General features: G+C 74.6%; 14 protein-coding genes. 4 read left to right on the top strand and 10 right to left on the bottom strand.

Going from position 1 to position 18,306, the window contains the following annotated elements:
- Positions 1-8: 8 nt before the first annotated feature.
- Positions 9-668 (bottom strand): M48 family metallopeptidase, encoded by a 660-nt coding sequence (locus tag ACFVUH_RS11060; RefSeq protein WP_387912530.1) that lies wholly within the window; start codon positions 666-668, stop codon positions 9-11.
- Between the two features lie 324 nt (positions 669-992).
- Between ACFVUH_RS11060 and ACFVUH_RS11055 the strand changes: the two genes are divergently transcribed.
- The 3 genes from ACFVUH_RS11055 (at position 993) to ACFVUH_RS11045 (ending at position 5,995) form a co-directional block, all read left to right on the top strand.
- Positions 993-2,081 carry a ThiF family adenylyltransferase gene (locus tag ACFVUH_RS11055; protein ID WP_387912528.1) on the top strand — a complete coding sequence of 363 codons (1,089 nt, stop codon included), beginning with the start codon at positions 993-995 and terminating at the stop codon, positions 2,079-2,081.
- Positions 2,082-2,800: 719 nt separating this feature from the next.
- Positions 2,801-4,345 (top strand): FAD-binding oxidoreductase, encoded by a 1,545-nt coding sequence (locus ACFVUH_RS11050; RefSeq protein ID WP_387912526.1) that lies wholly within the window; start codon positions 2,801-2,803, stop codon positions 4,343-4,345.
- A gap of 126 nt (positions 4,346-4,471) precedes the next feature.
- On the top strand, positions 4,472-5,995 hold the full coding sequence (locus ACFVUH_RS11045; RefSeq protein WP_387912524.1) for an ABC1 kinase family protein: 1,524 nt from the start codon (positions 4,472-4,474) through the stop codon (positions 5,993-5,995).
- Positions 5,996-6,155: 160 nt separating this feature from the next.
- Here the strand turns inward: ACFVUH_RS11045 and ACFVUH_RS11040 are convergent, their stop codons facing one another.
- The 4 genes from ACFVUH_RS11040 to ACFVUH_RS11025 all read right to left on the bottom strand — a co-directional run bounded on the left by ACFVUH_RS11040 (position 6,156) and on the right by ACFVUH_RS11025 (position 10,132).
- Complete coding sequence (locus tag ACFVUH_RS11040) at positions 6,156-6,401, bottom strand: hypothetical protein (protein WP_376092170.1); 246 nt, start codon at positions 6,399-6,401, stop codon at positions 6,156-6,158.
- Positions 6,402-6,550: 149 nt separating this feature from the next.
- Positions 6,551-6,916: a WhiB family transcriptional regulator gene (locus tag ACFVUH_RS11035; protein ID WP_387912522.1), complete on the bottom strand. Its 366-nt coding sequence runs from the start codon at positions 6,914-6,916 to the stop codon at positions 6,551-6,553.
- 168 nt (positions 6,917-7,084) lie between these two features.
- Positions 7,085-7,561: a hypothetical protein gene (locus tag ACFVUH_RS11030; protein ID WP_355363762.1), complete on the bottom strand. Its 477-nt coding sequence runs from the start codon at positions 7,559-7,561 to the stop codon at positions 7,085-7,087.
- Positions 7,562-7,864: 303 nt separating this feature from the next.
- The gene (locus ACFVUH_RS11025) at positions 7,865-10,132 is read right to left on the bottom strand and encodes an ATP-dependent DNA helicase UvrD2 (protein WP_387912521.1); all 2,268 of its coding nucleotides are present in this window, start codon (positions 10,130-10,132) and stop codon (positions 7,865-7,867) included.
- A gap of 264 nt (positions 10,133-10,396) precedes the next feature.
- Here ACFVUH_RS11025 and ACFVUH_RS11020 point away from each other — a divergent pair, with 264 nt between their 5' ends.
- A complete protein-coding gene (locus ACFVUH_RS11020; protein WP_387912519.1) occupies positions 10,397-10,654 on the top strand; it encodes a mycoredoxin in 258 nt (85 codons plus the stop codon).
- A 107-nt stretch (positions 10,655-10,761) separates the two neighbouring features.
- Here the strand turns inward: ACFVUH_RS11020 and ACFVUH_RS11015 are convergent, their stop codons facing one another.
- From ACFVUH_RS11015 to ACFVUH_RS10995, 5 genes are all read right to left on the bottom strand, one after another.
- Positions 10,762-11,616 carry a GntR family transcriptional regulator gene (locus tag ACFVUH_RS11015; protein ID WP_355363756.1) on the bottom strand — a complete coding sequence of 285 codons (855 nt, stop codon included), beginning with the start codon at positions 11,614-11,616 and terminating at the stop codon, positions 10,762-10,764.
- A 222-nt stretch (positions 11,617-11,838) separates the two neighbouring features.
- Positions 11,839-12,789, bottom strand: coding sequence for an NAD(+) diphosphatase (nudC, locus tag ACFVUH_RS11010; protein WP_355363753.1), 951 nt, complete (start codon positions 12,787-12,789; stop codon positions 11,839-11,841).
- Between the two features lie 103 nt (positions 12,790-12,892).
- Positions 12,893-14,305 (bottom strand): dipeptidase, encoded by a 1,413-nt coding sequence (locus tag ACFVUH_RS11005; protein ID WP_355363750.1) that lies wholly within the window; start codon positions 14,303-14,305, stop codon positions 12,893-12,895.
- A gap of 224 nt (positions 14,306-14,529) precedes the next feature.
- The gene (locus ACFVUH_RS11000) at positions 14,530-17,418 is read right to left on the bottom strand and encodes an FtsX-like permease family protein (protein WP_387912516.1); all 2,889 of its coding nucleotides are present in this window, start codon (positions 17,416-17,418) and stop codon (positions 14,530-14,532) included.
- Positions 17,415-18,188 (bottom strand): ABC transporter ATP-binding protein, encoded by a 774-nt coding sequence (locus ACFVUH_RS10995; RefSeq protein WP_355363744.1) that lies wholly within the window; start codon positions 18,186-18,188, stop codon positions 17,415-17,417. The genes ACFVUH_RS11000 and ACFVUH_RS10995 overlap by 4 nt, the downstream gene beginning before the upstream one ends.
- Between the last annotated feature and the right edge of the window lie 118 nt (positions 18,189-18,306).

Here is an 18,306-nt window from a genome sequence, read left to right as displayed (position 1 = left end):
GTGACCGCTCAGCCGCAGGACTCCGCCGGACCGGCCTCCGACGGGGCCTCGTGCCGGGCCCCGGGGATGTGCGGCAGCCGGGCCGCCGACACCACGCCCTCCAGGTAGCCGCGCGCCCGCTCGGTCCGCGGATACGCCTCCAGCAGTGCCCAGAAGTCCGGCCCGTGGTCCGGCACCAGCAGGTGCGCCAGCTCGTGCAGCAGCACGTAGTCGACCACGTACTCCGGCATCCCCTGCAGGCGGTGCGAGAGCCGGATCGTCCGCTCGCTCGGGGTGCACGAGCCCCAGCGCGAATTCTGATTGGTCACCCAGCGGACCTGGGCGGGCCGGGCGCGACCGCCCAGATAGGCCGCCGAGAGCTCCCGGGCCCGGGCCACCAGCGCATCGTCACCGAGCACCCGGCGGCTCTCCTGCGCGGCCAGCTTCTCCAGCATCTGGGCGACCCAGCGCTGCTCCTCCGCGTGCGACATCCGGGCCGGAATCAGCACGATCGTGCGATCGCCCTCGCGGTAGGCGGACACCGTCCGGCTGCGGCGGGCGCTGCGCCGCACCTCCACCCGGGACCGGTCGAACGGCTCGCGCGCGGCCGTCGTCGGCGAGTCCGGGCGCGGTTCGGACCCCTGGTCGGGACGCTGCTCCGGACGCCCACGCGTACTCGGCGCCGCCACACGCGACCCGGACGCTGCACGGGCACGCCGAGGCGACGCCGAGGGATGGGAGTCCCGTTCGGCTGCCATGGCACACGACGTTACCCGCTCCCCCTGACAGAAGTCCGCTGCCATGGCCGAAATGTTTCGTGGAGCGGTCGGGAACGAAAGGCCGACGGGAGGTGTCCGGAATCCGACTTCACGCCGGACGCCAAGTTATCCACAGGGTGTGCGAACGGATCACCTGATCATGTGCCCGTCCCTGTGGACAACGCGCCGCACCCCGTCCCCCCGATCGGGCATGCTGCCGTCAGCCGTCCGGAAACCGTCGGAAGGAAGACCGCCGTGCGCCTCGCCCTCAAGCCCGCCCTCTCCCGCAGCTGGCGGGACTCGGACACCCTCCAGTTCGGCACCATCCCCCAGCACGCGGGGGTGCTCGGCCACGCCGCCGACGGAGCCCTGCGCACCTTCCTCGGCCTCGTCGACGGGACGCGCGACCGGCCCGCCCTCCTCGCCGAGGGCGAGCGGATCGGCTTCGGGCGCGACCCCGCCGACTCCCTGCTCGACCTGCTGGAGGAGGCCGGGGTGCTCGACGACGCCGAGGCCTCGGACGAAGCCCTGGCCCGCTTCCCGCAGCCGCACCGCGAGCTGCTCGGACCCGACCTCGCCTCGCTGTCGCTGATCCACGCGCCGCCCGGCGCCGCCCCCGCGGTGCTGGCCCGGCGGCCCGAGCACGCCGTCGAGGTCCGTGGTGCGGGCCGGATCGGCGCGGCCGTCGCCGCCGTCCTCGCGGCGGGCGGCATCGGCACGGTCACCGTGGTGGACTCCGGCCGGGTCACGCCCGCGGACTGCTCCCCCGCCGGGCTGCCGGCGGTGGATGTCGGCCGGCTCCGGGCCACCGCCGCCCGTGAGGCCGTCGACCGGGCCACCGCCCGGCGCCCCGGCCGCCGCAGCCGACGGCCGAGACCGGGGCTGCCCGACCTGGTGGTGCTCGCACCCCGGGACGGCAGCGGCGCGTTCGCGGGCGGCACGCCGCAGGCCCGCGAACTGCTCCGGGCCGGGGTCCCGCACCTGTACGTCGGGGTGGTCGAGGAGTACGGGGTGGTCGGACCGCTGGTCCTGCCGGGCGTCTCGGCCTGCGGCCACTGCCTGGTCCTGGCCCGGGAGGACGAGGACGCCGCCTGGCCTCGGATCCTCGCCCAGCTCGCCGAGGGCGGCTCGGGACGGGCGCCGACCCCGGCCTGCGACACCGCGCTCGCGACGGCGGTCGCCGGGCTCGCGGCACTGCACGTCCAGGTCCTCCTGGACGGCGGCCGGCCGCCCAGCGTGGACGGCTGGTGCGAGCTGTCCGCCGTGGACGGCATGGCCCGACGGCTACGGCTCAAGGGCCACCCGGACTGTGGCTGCCTCTGGCAACCGACACCGCCGCGCTGAGGGCCTGCCCCGGACCCCGGCCGTGGCGCCCCGGGCACCGCCGACGTGCCCCGGGCGACTGCGGGCAGGGCCTCGGGTGGCAGTCGGCGCGCCACCCGGGTGACTGCGGCGCAGCCTTGGGCAGCGACTGACGGTGCCCCGGGCAACCGCGGCAGGACATCGGGTAGCGGTCGGCGTGCCGCCTTGGCGACTGCGGCAGGGCCCCGGGCAGCGGTCGGCGTGCGACCTGGGTGACTGCTGCGCTGCCCTGGGCAACGGTCGGCACGCCTCCGGCAATTGCGGCAGGGCCGCGGGTGGCGGTCGGCGTGCCCCGGAGCGCGGCGGCACAGTCCCCGGGCAACCGTCGGCGCAGCCCTGGGCGGTGGTCGGAGCGCCCCGGTCCGCCTGCCGGAGGGCCCTGGGCAGCGGTCGTGGAGCTCTGGGCAGTACCGGGCCTGCCCGGGCAGCTGCGGCAACGGCCCTGGGCCGTTGCCGGAGTGTGCCCAGGGTGCCGGTGGGATCGGCTGTGCGCCTCGGGGGCACAGCCGAGGAGAAGGCGGAGGAGAAGGCGGAGGAGGCGGGGGGTGGGGGTGGGGGGGGAGGGGCCCCCGAGAAGGGGAAAGACCGCCGCAGCGGGGCGCCCAACGACTACTGTGGCGTCGGCCATCCGGCCGACGCGGCCCGGGCGGCCGGCTCAACGATCGCAACGCTCGTGCACGACCTCACCGAGAGGTATCGACATGATCACTCGCAGATCGCTCATCGGCGCCGCCGGCGCCCTGGCCCTCCCGCTGACCGCCGTCTCCACCGCGCCCGCCGTCGCCACGGCCGCCGAGGCGCGGCGACGACGCTGGTCCCGGCTCGCCGGTCATCTGCACGGCACCCTCGTCCTCCCCGGCGACCCGGCCTACGGCACGGCCAAGCAGATCGGCCAGGCCCGCTTCGACTCCGTCGACCCGGCCGCCGTCGCCTACTGCGCCGACGAGGCCGACGTCGCCCTCTGTCTCCGCTACGCCCAGGACCAGGACCTCCCGATCGCGGTCCGCGCCGGCGGCCACAGCGGCGGCGGCTACTCCACCGGCACCGGCCTGGTGGTCGACGTCTCCCGGCTCGACTCCGCCGTGGTGACCCCCGGTGCGGCCACCTTCGGCGGCGGCACCCAGCTCGTCGACGTCACCAACGCCGTCGCCCCGCACGGGCTCGCGGTCTCGGGCGGCTTCTGCCCCACCGTCTCCCTCGGCGGCTTCCTCCAGGGCGGCGGCATCGGCCTGCTGACCCGCCACGTCGGCATCTCCAGCGACAAGGTGACCGCGGCCCGCGTGGTGCTGGCCGACGGCAGGACCGTCACCGCCTCCCCCGAGCAGCACGACGACCTGTACTGGGCGCTGCGCGGCGGCGGTGGCGGCAACTTCGGCGTCGTCACGTCCTACACGGTGACCCCCGTCCCGCTGGCCACCCTCACCCTCGCCAGTCTCACCTGGTCCTTCGATCACGCGGTGGACGTGCTGGACGCCTGGTCGCACTGGCTGCCGGACGCCCCGCGGACGCTGGGCGGCGGCGCCGTGGTCGGCCTGCGGGACGCCGCGCCCGGCGCGACCCCGTTCGTCTCGGTGCTGATCGGCTCGGTCGGCACCGAGGCCGAACTCGCCGCCGAGATCGCCCGGTTGACCGATCTGGTGGGCGCGCTGCCGGCCACGAGGAACAGCTTCACCGCCCCCTACCTGTCGGTCATGCTGGGCCTCTACGGCTGCGGCTCCTACACCCAGGACCAGTGCCACCGGGCGGGCACCGGCCCGGCGGCCGCACTGGCCCGGCCGACCGCCGCCGTCGACCGGGGCCGGCTCTTCGACGCCCCGCCGCCGCGTTCGCTCTGGGACGCCGCAGTGGGCCTGTTCGACCGGGAGCGGCTGGCCGGCCAGCAGCGCATGGTGCAGCTGAGCGCGCTGGGCGGCGCTGCCAACGACCCGGCGCGCACGGCCACCGCGTACGTGCACCGCACCGCGCTGTTCAACGCGAGCTTCGGCGCGGTGATCGCCACCGGCCCGGTGGACGAGGCGGCGCTGACGGCGGCCCGCGGCTGGGCGGACGCCGGGTTCGCGCTGCTCGACCCGCACTCGGCCGGCGAGACCTACCAGAACTTCGTCGACCCCAAGCTGGCGGACTGGCGGCGCGCCTACTACGGAGAGAACTATCCGCGGCTGGTCGCGGTCAAGCACCGCTACGACCCGTACCGCCTGTTCTCCTTCCCGCAGGCGGTCGGCGCGACCCCGGGCGCCTGGGACTGACGCGGACGGGGCGGCCCCGGCGGGGCGGCGGATTTCGGCCGGGGCCGCGCCGCCGAGCGGGCACAATGGCGTATGACGGTCGGCTCCCGCCGCGGGGGCCTTGGGCGTGTCGACTTGGAGGCCCGGGTGAGCGATCTTCCGCGCAAGGCAATGACCCGCACGGCAAGACTCGCCGCCCTGCCGCTGGGGATAGCCGGCCGTGCCACCCTGGGCCTCGGGAAGCGGATCGGCGGCCGGTCGGCCGAGGTGGTCACCGCCGAGCTGCAACAGGCCACCGCCGACCAGCTGTTCAAGGTCCTGGGCGAGCTCAAGGGCGGGGCGATGAAGTTCGGGCAGGTGCTGTCCGTCTTCGAGGCAGCCCTGCCGGAGGAGGTGGCCGGCCCCTACCGGGCGGCACTGACCAAGCTGCAGGACGCCGCGCCGCCGATGCCGGCCGCGAAGGTGCACGCGGCGCTGGCGCAGCGGCTGGGCGAGGACTGGCGGAGCCTGTTCCGGGAGTTCGACGACCGGCCGGCGGCGGCCGCGTCGATCGGCCAGGTGCACCGGGCGGTGTGGCACGACGGCCGCGCGGTCGCGGTGAAGGTGCAGTACCCGGGGGCGGGGGACGCCCTGTTGGCGGACCTGTCGCAGTTGAGCAGGGTGGCGTGGCTGCTGGGTCCGCTGATTCCGGGCCTGGACATCAAGCCGCTGATCACGGAGTTGCGGGAGCGGGTCGCCGAGGAGCTGGACTACGCCCTGGAGGCGCAGGCGCAGCGCCGGCACGCCGAGGAGTTCGCGGGCGATCCGGAGATCGTGGTGCCGGGTGTGGTGGCGCAGGCGGACCAGGTGCTGGTGTCGGAGTGGATGGGCGGCACGCCGCTGGCGGAGGTGATCGCCTCCGGTTCGCAGGAGGAGCGGGACCGGGCGGGCCGGTTGCTGGCGCGGTTCCTGTTCGCCGGTCCGTCGCGGACGGGGTTGCTGCACGCGGATCCGCATCCGGGCAACTTCCGGCTGTTGAAGGACGACGGTCCGGTGGAGGGCTGGCGGCTGGGGGTGCTGGACTTCGGGACGGTGGACCGGTTGCCGGGCGGGTTGCCGGCGCCGATCGGGGCGTCGCTGCGGATGGCGCTGGCCGGGGACGCGGCGGGTGTGCTGGCGATGCTGCGCGAGGAGGGTTTCGTCAAGCCCTCGATCGAGCTGGACCCGGACGCGGTGCTGGACTACCTGTTGCCGATCATCGAGCCGGCGGCGGTGGAGTCGTTCCACTTCACCCGGGCGTGGATGCGGGCGCAGGCGGCGCGGATCGCCGATCCGCGGTCGCCGGCGTACAACCTGGGCAAGCAGTTGAACCTGCCGCCGTCGTACCTGTTGATCCACCGGGTGACGCTGAGCACGATCGGGGTGCTGTGTCAGCTGGGTGCGAAGGCGCCGTTCCGGGCGGAGATGCTGGAGTGGCTGCCGGAGTTCGCGGAGGCGGGGTCGCCGGGGACGCGGGCGGCCGGGAAGGCGGCGGCGAAGAGCCCCACGGCTAAGGGCCCCGCGGCTAAGGGCCCGGCTAAGAGCCCGGCGAAGAAGGCCGCAGCCGGGCAGGCGCAGACGCCGGCCGCCAAGCGGGCGGCGCCGAGGAAGACGGCGCCGGCGAAGCGCAGGAGCCCGTCGGCGGAGGGCTGATCCGCCGCCCGCCGAACGGCCGCAGGCCGCCTCCCGGTGTCGGGGGGCGGCCTGCGGCGTGATGTGGGTCCGGCGGGCCCGCGTGGTCGGGCCCGGTGGTGGCGCCGGGTGGTGGGGCCGGGCGTGGCGGCGCGCCGGCGTCCGGGTCACCTCGGGGAGGTCACATCAGGGCGACGGCGAGTGCCTTGCGGGCCCGAAGCGAGGCGCGTTCGGCCTTCCGCTTGAGCCGGTGGGCCCGGGCGAGCCGGCCGACGAGCCGTTGGTGCTCGGCCTCCTGGAGGCGCTCTTGCATATGCGCCCGGGCCAGGGATTCGTGGAGGAGTTGCATTTCGAGGGTCCTGTTCTGGATCTGGAGTTCGGTGGTCTGCTCGGCGCGGACGGTCGGATCGATGGCGGCGGCGGTCATGTGGTGGTCCTGCTCGTGGTGCGTCGTCGGGAAGGGGTGGATGCGGGCGGCGTCGGCCTTGGCGGCGGCGAGGCGTACGGAGCGGCGGAGGGCGTTGTCCGGCAGGGGCTGCTCTCCCCGGCGGACGGTTCCGGCTCCGGACGCGGGGTTCACGCCGCGACCTCGGTCTTGCGCGGGCGGCCACGCGGCCGCTTGCGGGCCACGATGACGCCCTGGACGAAGAGCTCGCCGCCCCAGACGCCCCAGGGCTCGCGGCGCTCCAGGGCGCCGGTGAGACAGGCGTCCTTGACCGGGCAGGTGCCGCAGAGGGACTTCGCGTACTCGACGTCGGCGGGCGTCTCGGCGAAGAAGACCTCGGGGTCGAAGGCGCGGCACGGGATGGGGAGCCCGAGCTCCTCGGCCTGGTCGATCGAGGTGAACTGCATGGGGAGAACCTCCGGGGGGTCGGCCTGGTCGGCCTTGGTCTGGCTTGACTGCGGTACGGACGGGGTGGGCGGTGTGATGACCGTGGACACTGTGGGCGTCTTCCTCGTCTTCTCAGTGGGTCCGGCTCAGCTGACTGGTGGGGCTGGGCCGGAGGCCCCGGGGGGCCTGGGTGGTCTTGCGTACCGGACAAAACAGAAGGGCCGCGGATCCCGGTGTGTGGGGTTCCGCGGCCCTGGAGGCGCCGACCTGAGGCTGGCTCAGGTTCGTTCTCTCCAGGGTTCGGGGCCGCGGAAGGCCCGCATCCGGATGGCCGTGGCGTCGGCAAAGACGGCCATGGCCTGCGTGATCTGCTGCTGCTTCTGCTCCTGGGCGTTTCCGGCACCGACGACCTGCTCATAGCCGCCATGCATGGCGAGGGCTACAGCCGTCTTCGGTGCCTGGGTCGGTCGCTCATCACGCAGGGAGCGCGAAGCATCGATCGAGGCCCAGTCGCCGGACAGACCGATCTCGACACGGGTGCCGTCGAGGCTGCCGCCCTGGATGCCATTGCTGCCGGGGCCAGTGTGTCCGAGGCCACTGACAGCGGGGGCGGGGGAAGCGGGAACGACGGAGACACCGGTGGTGTCGAGACCCAGACCGGTTCCGCACAGCTCGGCGGCGAGCCGCAGGCTGGCGGCACGCAGGGAGGCAGCGTCGACGGTCTGGCCAGTCATTTTGGTGATCATGATGTCCACTGTCTTCGCCTCCTCTCGGCGCCTAGCGGAGCCTGGTCTCCCGGGCTCCGAACTGTTCGGATGTCTGTCTCGGTGATGCTGGTGAAGCTGTGTGAAGTGAAGCTGTGTGAAGCCGATCGAGCGTGTGAGGCTCGTGGCTGCAGGGGCATGCGGTGACAGGCGTCACCCCGGACGACCGCGTCCCCTTGACCGCTCCGGCAGGCTATTGCGCTCCCGGTACGGCGCGCAAACTATTTTTCCGGCGAGTTTCCCGACGGTCTCCGCGACGCCCCTCGGCGTCGGCCGCGATCGCCCCGGACCGGCTCAGGCCGGTTCGTCCGGCCGGCCGTCCGTGACGTCCTCCGGATCCCTGACGGGCTCCTCCCCCGCACACAACGAGAGCACGGCCGCCCCGTATTTGTCCAACTTCATCGCGCCGACCCCGGAGATTCCGGCGAGCTCCTGCCGGTTGGCGGGAACGTCCTCGGCGATGGCCATCAGGGTGGCGTCGGTGAACACGACGTAGGCGGGGGCGCCCTGTTCGCGGGCCTGGGCGGCGCGCCACTCGCGCAGCCGCTCGTAGAGCGCCTCGTCCATCGTGGAGGGGCAGCTCTCGCAGCGGCGGAGCTTGCGTTCGACGGCCTCGGTGAGGGCCCGCCCGCAGACCCGGCAGGTGACCGGGCCGCGGACCCGGCGCCCGGCGGAGCGCTCGCCGGCCTCGGCGGCGCCGCGCCCGCCGCGCCCGGCGGGGCGGGTGCCCGGGGCGCTGGAGCCCGGGCGCAGCCCGTCGAGGAAGCGGCTGGGCTTGCGGGAGGCGCGGCCTCCCGGGGAGCGGGAGAGCGCCCAGGAGAGGGTGAGGTGCTTGCGGGCGCGGGTGACGCCGACGTAGAGGAGGCGGCGTTCCTCCTCGACCTGTTCGTCGGTCTTGGCGTAGATGATCGGCAGGGTGCCCTCGGTGAGGCCGACGAGGTAGACGGCGTCCCATTCGAGGCCCTTGGCGGCGTGCAGGGAGGCGAGGGTGACGCCTTCGACGGCGGGGGCGTGCTGGGCGGCGGCGCGGGCGTCGAGTTCGGCGACGTAGGCGGCGAGGTCGGTGGACTGCCCGTCGGCGGTGCGGCCGCGTTCGAATTCCTCGGCGAGCCGGACGAGGGCGGCGAGGGACTCCCAGCGGTCGCGGACGGCGCCGGAGCCGGCGGGGGGTTCGGCGGTGAAGCCGCGGGTGGCGAGGACGGCGCGGACCTGGCCGGCGAGGTCGGGGGCCCCGTCGGTGACGGGGTCGGAGGCGGCGCGGGCGGCGCCGCGCAGCAGGACGCCGGCGTCGCGGACCTCGGGGCGTTCGAAGAACCGCTCGGCGCCCTTGAGCTGGTAGGGGACGCCGAGGTCGGCGAGGGCCTGCTCGTAGACCTCGGACTGGCCGTTGGTGCGGAAGAGGACGGCGATCTCGCTGGCGCGCACGCCGGTGGCGAGGAGGTCCTTGATCCGGCGGGCGGTGGTCTCGGCCTCGGTGGGTTCGTCCTCGTACTCGGTGTAGACGGGGTCGGGGCCGGCCTCGCGCTGGGAGACGAGTTCGAGGCGGTGGCGGGCGGCCTCGCCGCGGGCCTGGGCGAGCAGTCCGTTGGCGAGGTGGACGACCTGGGGGGTGGAGCGGTAGTCGCGGACGAGCTTGACGACGGTGGCCTCGGGGTGGCGGGTGCGGAAGCCCAGCAGGTAGTCGGGGGTGGCGCCGGTGAAGGAGTAGATGGTCTGGCTGGCGTCGCCGACGACGCAGAGGCTGGCGCCGCCGCCGGGGCCGGTCCACTGGTCGAGCAGGCGCTGCTGGAGCGGGGAGACGTCCTGGTACTCGTCGACGGTGAAGTGCCGGTACTGGGAGCGGACCTGGTCGGCGATGTCGGGGCGGTCCTCCAGGATGGCGGCGGTGAGCAGCAGCACGTCCTCGAAGTCGATGTTCCCGCGGCGGCTCTTGGTCTCCTCGTAGACCCGGTAGACCTGGGCGGTCTCGGCGGGGTCGCGGGGGGCCTCGCGGCCGGACTTGGCGACGGCGGCGGGGTAGTCGTCGGGGCCGGTCTGGGTGACCTTGGCCCATTCGATCTCGGCGGTGAGGTCGCGCAGTTCGGTGCGCTGGACGCGCAGGCCGCAGCGGCCGGCGGCCTCGGCGACCAGCTGGACCTTGCGTTCGAGCAGCTGGGGGACGGGTCCGCCGACGGCGCGCGGCCAGAAGTACTGGAGCTGGCGCAGGGCGGCGGCGTGGAAGGTGCGGGCCTGGACGCCCTCGGCGCCGAGCTGGCGCAGGCGGCCGCGCATCTCGCCGGCGGCGCGGGCGGTGAAGGTGACGGCGAGGACCTGCTGGGGCTGGTAGACGCCGCTGCGCACGCCGTAGGCGATGCGGTGGGTGATGGCGCGGGTCTTGCCGGTGCCGGCGCCGGCGAGGACGCAGACGGCACCGTGCAGGGCGGTGGCGACGGCCCGCTGTTCGGGGTCGAGTCCGGCGAGGACGGCGTCGGGGCCGCCGGCGGCGAGGTGGCCGGGCCGGTGGGCGCCCTGGTGTCCGTCGAACGGGCTGCCGCTCAAGAGGTCTTCCTGCATGCGTTCCATCCTCTCAGTCCGGGCGGACATCGCGGGCGGGGTTGTCCACAGGTGCGGTGTGATCGCAGGATGATCGCGTTGCGGACGGCGGATGGTGGCACGCGGGGGCGCGTACCTTCCGCCCCGCGCCGGTTCGGACGGGCGTACGCGGGCGCGACCCGGCCGGTCCGGGTGCGGAATGACCGCCGGTCGGTGGGCGTTGACCCCCCGGAGCCGCGTGACCCGCACGGCGCCCCCGTGCAGGCCCCTCCCCTACCCGAAGGAGTCCCCTCGATGTCCGGCAGCGTGACGATGTACAGCACGACCTGGTGCGGCTACTGCAACCGGCTCAAGAGCCAGCTGCAGCGCGAGGGCATCGGCTACACCGAGATCAACATCGAGGACGACCCGGCGTCGGCGGCCTTCGTCGAGTCGGTGAACAACGGCAACCAGACCGTTCCGACGGTGCTGGTGAAGCCGGCCGGCGGCGGCGAGCAGGTCGTGATGACCAACCCGAGCCTGCTGCAGGTGAAGAAGGCCCTGGCGGCCTGACGCCCAGCGCCCGACGCCCGGCGCCCCCGCGGCGCCGGGCCGGTGCACACCGACCCGTCCGCACACCGACCCGTCCGCGCATCCGTCCACCCGCACGCACGCCGCGGCTACGGCGCGTCCGCCCGGGCCGGGTCGACGGGCGCGGCTGGCGCCGGCAGCGAGGCGCGCGCGCCGAGGTCGCCGACGCCGTAGACCAGCCGGCTGCGGTCGGCGGAGTAGCGGGTCTCGATGACCCGCACCGGCCCGCGCCGGTCGTAGGTGACCCGGGTCTGGACCACCAGCGGCACCCCCGGCCCGCCCTGGAACCACTGGGCCTCCTCGGGCCCGGGCATCCGGGCGACCAGGTGGTCGACGGCACCGACCTCGGTGCGGCCGAGGGCGGCGAGCACCGCCTCGTCGCCGCCGTCGATCTGGTCGGGCTCCATCAGCGGGGTGCCGGCGGCGAGGCCGGCCCGGTAGTGGCTCTCCTCGATGGAGTACGGCTCGCGGTCGAGCATGCGCAGCTGGCGGCGGACGACGATGGCCTCGCCGGGGCGCAGTCCGAGCCGTTCGGCGATGTCGACGCGGGCCCGGACGATCATCATCTCGAAGTCGACGCCGAGTTCGCGCCCGCTCTCCGCGGCCTCGCCGCGGTAGACCGCGCTGGGCACGGCCAGGCAGTCGTGCGGGGCGGCGCCCTGCGGGTCGAGGCGGGGGGCGGGACCGTAGGCGCGGTGGTCGAGCACGGGGTGCTCGCGCAGGTAGGTGCCCTTGCCCTGGAGGCGGACCAGCCGGCCTTCGTTGACGAGGACGTCGACGGCGAGGCGGACGGTGTTGCGGGCGACGCCGTACTGGCGTTCCAGTTCGCTCTCGACCGGGAGTGCGGCCGCGGTGGTGAACTCGCCCTCGGCGATCCGGCGGCGCAGGTCGGCGGCGAGGCGCTGGTATTTGGGGGATTGGGCGGTGCCCCGGGGGATTGTCACCCGAGTGAATGTAGCGAGCCGGGTGAGGGGCTTTCAGGCGTTTGCGGCAAAGTCGACCGGGATCGGTGACTCCGCCCGCCGGGGCCCTACGGACCGTACTGGACAGGGCCGCTCCGGTTACGAACATCCTGGGGAGAAGGGTTCGAAAAGGAAATTGGGGGCGCGCAGATCAACTCCGCGCGCCCCCAATCCGTGGAACGCTCCGTGAACCGCCCGCCGGAATTACCAGCGGGCCGCCGCCGGCAGCGGCTCCCCGAACCAGAGCTCGACCAGGTGGCGGGCGATCGAGATCCCCGACGGCGGCAGGATCTCCCCCGCCTCCATGCCCGCCCGCAGCTCGTCCCGGGAGAACCAGCGCGCCTCCGCCAGCTCCTCGCCGTCCACGGTGATCCCGGTGCCCTCCGGGTGCGCCCGGCCCAGGAAGCCCAGCATCAGGCTGGACGGGAACGGCCACGGCTGGCTGGCCACGTAGGAGACCTCGGCGACCCGCACCCCGGCCTCCTCGTACACCTCGCGCACCACCGCCTGCTCGATCGACTCCCCCGGCTCGACGAAGCCGGCCAGCGTCGACCAGCGGCCCTCCGGCCACAGCGCCTGGCGGCCGAGCAGGCAGCGGTCCTGCTCGTCGGTGATCAGCATGATCACCGCCGGGTCGGTGCGCGGGTAGTGCTCGGCCGCGCAGGAGGTGCAGCGCCGCACGTGCCCGGCACCGGCCTTCTCGGTCGGGTGGCCGCAGCGCGAGCAGAAGCTGTGCAGCCGGTGCCAGTGCTCCAGCGCGACGGCGTGCACCAGCAGTCCGGAGTCCCGGTCGGAGAGCAGCGCGCCCACCTCGCGCAGCCCGGCCGGACGGGCGTCGCCGTCCAGCCGGCCCGGCAGGCTCTCGCCGGCCAGCGCGAAGTAGGAGACGCCGTCCTCGTCGGTGCCGAGGAAGTACCGGTCACCGCCCTGCGGCGCCTCGAAGGAGGGCAGCAGGACCAGCTCGGTCCCCTGCCCGGTGTCCACCACGAACGCCTCGCCGCCGGCGATCGGCAGCACCTTGGTGGACGGGTGGCTCCACGCGGCCGCCAGCCAGGGCTCGTCGAACCGGTGCTGGGCCGCCCGGTCCACCCCGGCCCGGGCCAGCGCCAGGTGCAGCGGGCGTTCGGTCTCAGGCACGGTGCTCAACTGTTCCATCCCCACGTGATGAGTCTTCCGGACGGTTCGGGTCCCACGGTCGGGTTCGCCCGGGCCACCGGGTCGGGACGTGCCCGGCCCGGTGTGCCCGCGCGCCCGCGGTTCACGCGTGCTCGCCGCCGGGCCGCCAGTTCTCGGCCAGGTCGGACCACAGGTAGGCGGCGGTCTCGACGCCCTTGGCCAGCAGCTCCAGCTCGACCTTCTCGTCCACCGAGTGCCAGCCGTCCGAGGGCACCGAGATGCCCAGGAACAGCACCGGCGCGCCGAGCACGTCCTGCAGATCGGCGGCCGGGCCGGAGCCACCCTCACGGGTGAACAGGATCTTCTGCTCGAACGCCCGGCCCATCGCCCGCACGGTGGACTGCAGCGCCGGGTGGTCGAGCGGGGTCAGGCAGGGGCGGGTCGCGCCCGGGAAGACCAGCTCGTACCGGATGCCCTCGGGCACCCGGTCGGCCACCCAGGAGCGGACCGCCTCACGGACCTTCTCCACCTCCTGCCCGGCGACCAGCCGGAAGGAGAGCTTCAGATGGGCCGAGGCGGGCACGATCGTCTTGCCGCCGGGGCCCGTGTAGCCGCCCCAGATTCCGTTGACCTCGGCGGTCGGGCGGGCCCAGATCCGCTCCAGGGTGGAGTAGCCCGCCTCGCCGCGGGTGCCGTACGACTTGGCGGTCCGCAGCCAGGCCGCCTCGTCGAAGGGCAGCTCGGCGAAGAGCGCGCGCTCGCGGTCGGTCAGCTCGACCACGCCGTCGTAGAAGCCGGGGACGGCGACCCGGTGGTCGGCGTCGTGCAGGCCGGCGGCCAGCTCGGCGGCGACGGTGGCCGGGTTGGGCACGGCGCCGCCGAAGGAGCCGGAGTGGATGTCGGTGTCCGGCCCGTACAGGTCGATCTGGGCGTCGGCCAGGCCCCGCATGCCGGTGCAGACCGTCGGCGTGGTCTCGGACCACATACCGGTGTCCGAGATGATCACGACGTCGGCGGCCAGCCGGTCGGCCTCACGGCGGACCAGGTCGGCGAAGTGCGGCGAGCCGGACTCCTCCTCGCCCTCGACCAGCAGCTTGAGGTTGACGGCCGGCGCGGTGCGGCCGGTGGCGGCCAGGTGGGCGCGCACACCGAGGGTGTGGAAGAACACCTGGCCCTTGTCGTCGGCGGCACCCCGGGCGTAGAGCCGGTCGCCGACCACGGTCGGCTCGAACGGGTCGGTCGCCCAGCCGTCCTCGCGGGCGGCGGGCTGCACGTCGTGGTGGCCGTAGACGAGGACGGTCGGCGCGTCCGGGTCCCCGGAGGGCCACTCGGCGAAGACCGCCGGCAGGCCGTCCGTCTCCCAGACCTCGGTCACCGGGAAGCCGGTGTCGCGCAGCTTGGCGGCCAGCCACTCGGCGGAGCGGCGGACGTCGTCGGCCCGGCCGGGGTCGGCGGACACCGAGGGGATGCGGAGCCAGTCCGCGAGGTCCGCGAGGAAGGCGGGCCGGTGCTGGTCGATGAAGGAGCGGACGACGCTGTCCGGAGTTCTCGTCATACGGACGACTTTAGTTCGCCCGGGTGCCTGCGAGCGGCCCCGGTCCCGAAGGGTGGGCACCCCGGGGCCTGTTACGTCCGTCACCCGTACGTCCGCACCGGCCCCCGGCACCCCGACCGACCCGTACGTCCGCACCGGCCCCGGCACCCCGCCGGGCACATGCGTCCGGCACCCCGGACGCGCGCGGGCGTCCGGGGTGCCGGGGGCGGGGCGACGGGAGCGGCTCAGCCGGTGCGGCGCAGCAGCGAGATCCGCGAGCGGGTGAGCAGCGCGGCCAGCGCCACCGCGAGCAGCGGCAGCAGGATCAGGGTGCCCCCGATGTTGAGCCAGGGGAACACGATGACCTCCTTGGCCGCCTGCTCCTGCGCGCTCATCCCGGGATAGGCGTACGTGGCGGCCTCGACCTTGCGCAGGGCGATCGCGGGCACGATGCCCGCGACGGCGCCGAGCACGGCGCCCATGGCGGCGATGACGCCGCACTGGAAGCCGGACAGGGTGCGCCGGATCCGGGGTGCGGCGCCGACCGCCGCGAGGGTGGTCAGGTCGCGCTGGGAGTCGGCGGCGGCGAGGCCGGTGGCGATGCCGGCGGCGCCGAGCGCGACCAGGCCCGCGAACACGGTGAGGCCGAGGGTGATCAGGTTGCCCGGGGACTGGTAGCCGCGTTCGATGTCGAACTGGACGCCGTCGGTGAGCTTGGCGAGCGCGGCGCGGGCCTTCTGCTCCGCGCCGTCGGTGGCCGCGGTGTCGGGCCGCCACACCGAGCCGTTGTCGCGGGTGGTGAGGCCGAGGCGCTGCGCGGTGTCGGGGTTGAGCACGACCTGGTCGACGCGGCCCAGCGGGGAGTCGGCGAGGTGGGCGTCGACGGTGACGGGGTGGACGACCGGCTCGGCCTCGGGGTTGTTCTGGTCCCTCGGCTCGGTGAGCTCCAGGAGGGCCTTGCCGTCCTTGATGAAGCGCTCGTCGAAGACGACGGCCTTGCCGGCCGCGAGGGCCTGGGCGGTGGCCGTGTCGGTGACGTCGTAGAGGTTGCGCAGCAGGGCGCCGTCACCGGCCTGGACCATGCCGAAGGGGCTGCCGCGGGAGATCCGGTCCGACTTGCAGCGCGGGTCCTCGCGGCTGAGCCGCTCCAGTTCCTGCGGGCTGACCTGCAGGCTGTGGCGGCCCCAGGCGGGGCAGCGGCGCTCCTCGGGCAGGGCGAGCGTGGCCCAGCCGCAGTTGCCGTTGCGGCTGACCATGCAGTCGCCCTGGTAGTTGACGCGCTGGACATCGGCACGGGTGCCCAGTCCGGGGACGGTGTTCTGCACGGCGCCGCGCATCTGCGGCAGCAGCGAGCCGTCGGAGCCGGCGCCCCAGCCGGCGGAGAGGATGACGGCGTTGGCGGGGCCGGAGGCGACGTACTCCCGGCGCTGCTCCTCGTCGCTGCTGACGGTGTAGACGCCGACGGCGACGGAGCCGGCGACGGCGGCCATGACGGCGGCGACGGCGGGGGCGGTGCGGCCGCGGTGGCGCACCGAGTCGCGCAGGGCGAGGCGGGGGCCGAGCGGCAGCCAGCGGCCGATCCGGCCGAAGAGGCCGACCAGGTAGGGGGCGAGGGCGACCATGCCGAGTTCGGCGATCGCCGAGCCGCCGAGGACGCTGAGGGAGCGGCCGCCGAAGTCGCCGGTGGCGCCGAGCAGGGCGAGGGCGGAGCCGCCGCCGAGCATCAGCAGGCCGAGCAGCGCGAGCTTGCGGCTGGGCGGCTTGAGGTTGTCGCGGCCGGTGAGGGCGGCGACGACGTCCTGCCGGGAGGCCTGGACGGCGGGCACGACGGCGGCCAGCAGGCCGGTGACGAGGCCGATCGCGGCGATGCCGAGCAGGTCGAGCGGCTGGAGGTCGAAGTGGCCGAAGCGCTGGCCGGAGAACTCCTCGGCCCGGGTGCGCAGCAGGGCGACCAGGCCGAGGCCGAGGCCCAGGCCGACGACGGCTCCGGTGAGGCCGAGCACGACGCCGCCGCCGAGGACGACGGCGCGCACCTGGGAGCGGTCGCCGCCGCCGGCGGCGAGCAGGCCGAGCTGGCGGCGGGAGCGGCGGGCGCCGACGGCGAAGGCGGGGCCGGCGAGCAGCACGATCTCCAGCAGGGCCATGCCCATGACGGTGCCCATGATGACGACCGAGGTCCGGTCGAGGAACGGGGTGGGGCCGCTGCCGCCGCCCTGGCTGTCCTGGTAGACGTAGTACGGAACCTCGGCGCGGGGCGGCGGGTCGAGGATCACGCTGCGGGAGGCGGCGAGGAAGCCGTACTTGTTGAGCTCGACGACCTTGGCCCAGTCGAGGGTGGTCCCGGCGGGCAGCTTGACGAGCCAGTTGTTGACCTCCTCGCTGACGGAGGTGCGCCCGCGCGGCGCGGACTCGGCGCTGCCGGGGAGCTTGGCGAGCGGGTCGAGCAGGGCGCCGGGGCGGGCAAACAGGGTGAGGCCGCGCAGGTCGCCGGGGTGCTCGGCGACGCCGGTGATGGTGTACGGGGTGGCTTCGAGGCCGCGCGGCGAGGTGCGGTCGCCGATCTTCAGCCCGGATGTGTCGAGGAAGGCCTGGGTGACGGCGATCTCGTGGTCGGCGCTCGGCGCGCGGCCCTTGACCAGGTCGTAGCGGCCCTGCCAGACGGGGTCGGTCAGGTCGAGTTCGGTGACCCGGACGTTGGTGAGGCCCTCGGCGGTGCTGGTGGTGAGGTAGGGGCCGTCGCGCAGCGGCACCAGGGTGGCGCCGGGCAGCAGCTGCCGGACGAGGTCGGCGGGCGGGGTGTCGAGGCCGCGCTGCTGCTCGGGGGTGAGGACGGGCTTGCCGTTCTCCTTCTTCGCCTCGTCGACGGTGGTGATCTTGCGCTCGACACCGGGGTCGGGGGTCTGCAGCACGATGGCGCCGCGTTCGACGATCTCCAGGGAGGCGTCGGCCCGGCCCATGGTGCGCTCGATCTTCTCGACGGGGTCGAGTTCGGCGCTGCGGAAGAACACGTCGGCGCCGGTGACGCCGAGCACGGGCAGGGCGACCATGGCGACGACCAGGGCGCTGCGGCCCTTGGCGCGCAGGGCGTCGCGGCGGGCGATGCGCAGGGCGACCCGCCAGGAACCGAGCTTCACTCGCCCACCGGGCCCTTCGCGTTGGCGGCGGCGGCGACGAGCAGGCTGCCGGCGTCCTGGCTGGCGCTCTCGTCGACCATCCGGCCGTCGCGCAGGAAGACGACGCGGTCGGCCCAGGCGGCGTGGCGGGGTTCGTGGGTGACCATCATGGCGGCGGCGCCGGCGTCGCAGCGGGCGCGCAGCACGGCGAGGACGGCTTCGCCGGTGGTGGAGTCGAGGGCTCCGGTGGGTTCGTCGGCGAGGACGAGGCGGCGGTCGCCGATGAGGGCGCGGGCGATGGCGACGCGCTGCTGCTGGCCGCCGGACATGTCGTCGGGGAAGCGGTCGGCGAGTTCGGGGATGCCGAGCTCCTCCAGCGCGGCGAGGGCCTCGCGGCGGGCGGCGCGGGTGGACAGGCCGTCGAGTTCGCGCGGCAGGGAGATGTTCTCGGCGGCGGTGAGGGCCGGTATGAGGTTGTAGTCCTGGAAGACGTAGCCGACGGAGCGGCGGCGGACCTCGGCGAGCCGCTTGCGGTTGAGTCCGCCGAGCGCGACGCCCTCCACCAGGACCTGGCCGGTGCTGGGGGTGTCGAGGCCGCCGGCGAGGGTCAGCAGGGTGGACTTGCCGGAGCCGGAGGGGCCCATGACGGCGACGAACTCGCCGGGGTGGACCTTGAGGTCGACTCCGCGCAGCGCCTGGACCTCGGCGGCACCTTGTCCGTGGACGCGGGTGACGTTGTCCAGGTGCAGGACGGCGTTGGCGCCGTTCCCGCTCGGACCGGTGTGGGACACGATTCCCCCTGCTGTGGTGGGGCCGTCGCGCGGTGGCGCGGGCGGGCCGGTGGTTCGGATGGTTCGGACGGTTCGGGTACGTCGGGTACGTCGGGGCGGTTCAGCCGGTCCGGGTGGC

Source organism: Kitasatospora sp. NPDC058032 (assembly GCF_042885845.1).
GTDB lineage: Bacteria > Actinomycetota > Actinomycetes > Streptomycetales > Streptomycetaceae > Kitasatospora.
Note: the sequence above shows the minus strand (reverse complement) of the source record. Positions and strands in the feature narration are given on the sequence as shown.

Excerpts from the sequence above, each read along its gene's own strand:
- ACFVUH_RS11040 (WP_376092170.1), bottom strand. The coding sequence starts at position 6,401 with ATGACCGCCGCCGCCATCGATCCGACCGTCCGCGCCGAGCAGACCACC.
- ACFVUH_RS11025 (WP_387912521.1), bottom strand. The coding sequence starts at position 10,132 with ATGGAACGCATGCAGGAAGACCTCTTGAGCGGCAGCCCGTTCGACGGA.
- ACFVUH_RS11005 (WP_355363750.1), bottom strand. The coding sequence starts at position 14,305 with ATGACGAGAACTCCGGACAGCGTCGTCCGCTCCTTCATCGACCAGCAC.
- nudC (WP_355363753.1), bottom strand. The coding sequence starts at position 12,789 with ATGGAACAGTTGAGCACCGTGCCTGAGACCGAACGCCCGCTGCACCTG.
- ACFVUH_RS11020 (WP_387912519.1), top strand. The coding sequence starts at position 10,397 with ATGTCCGGCAGCGTGACGATGTACAGCACGACCTGGTGCGGCTACTGC.
- ACFVUH_RS11050 (WP_387912526.1), top strand. The coding sequence starts at position 2,801 with ATGATCACTCGCAGATCGCTCATCGGCGCCGCCGGCGCCCTGGCCCTC.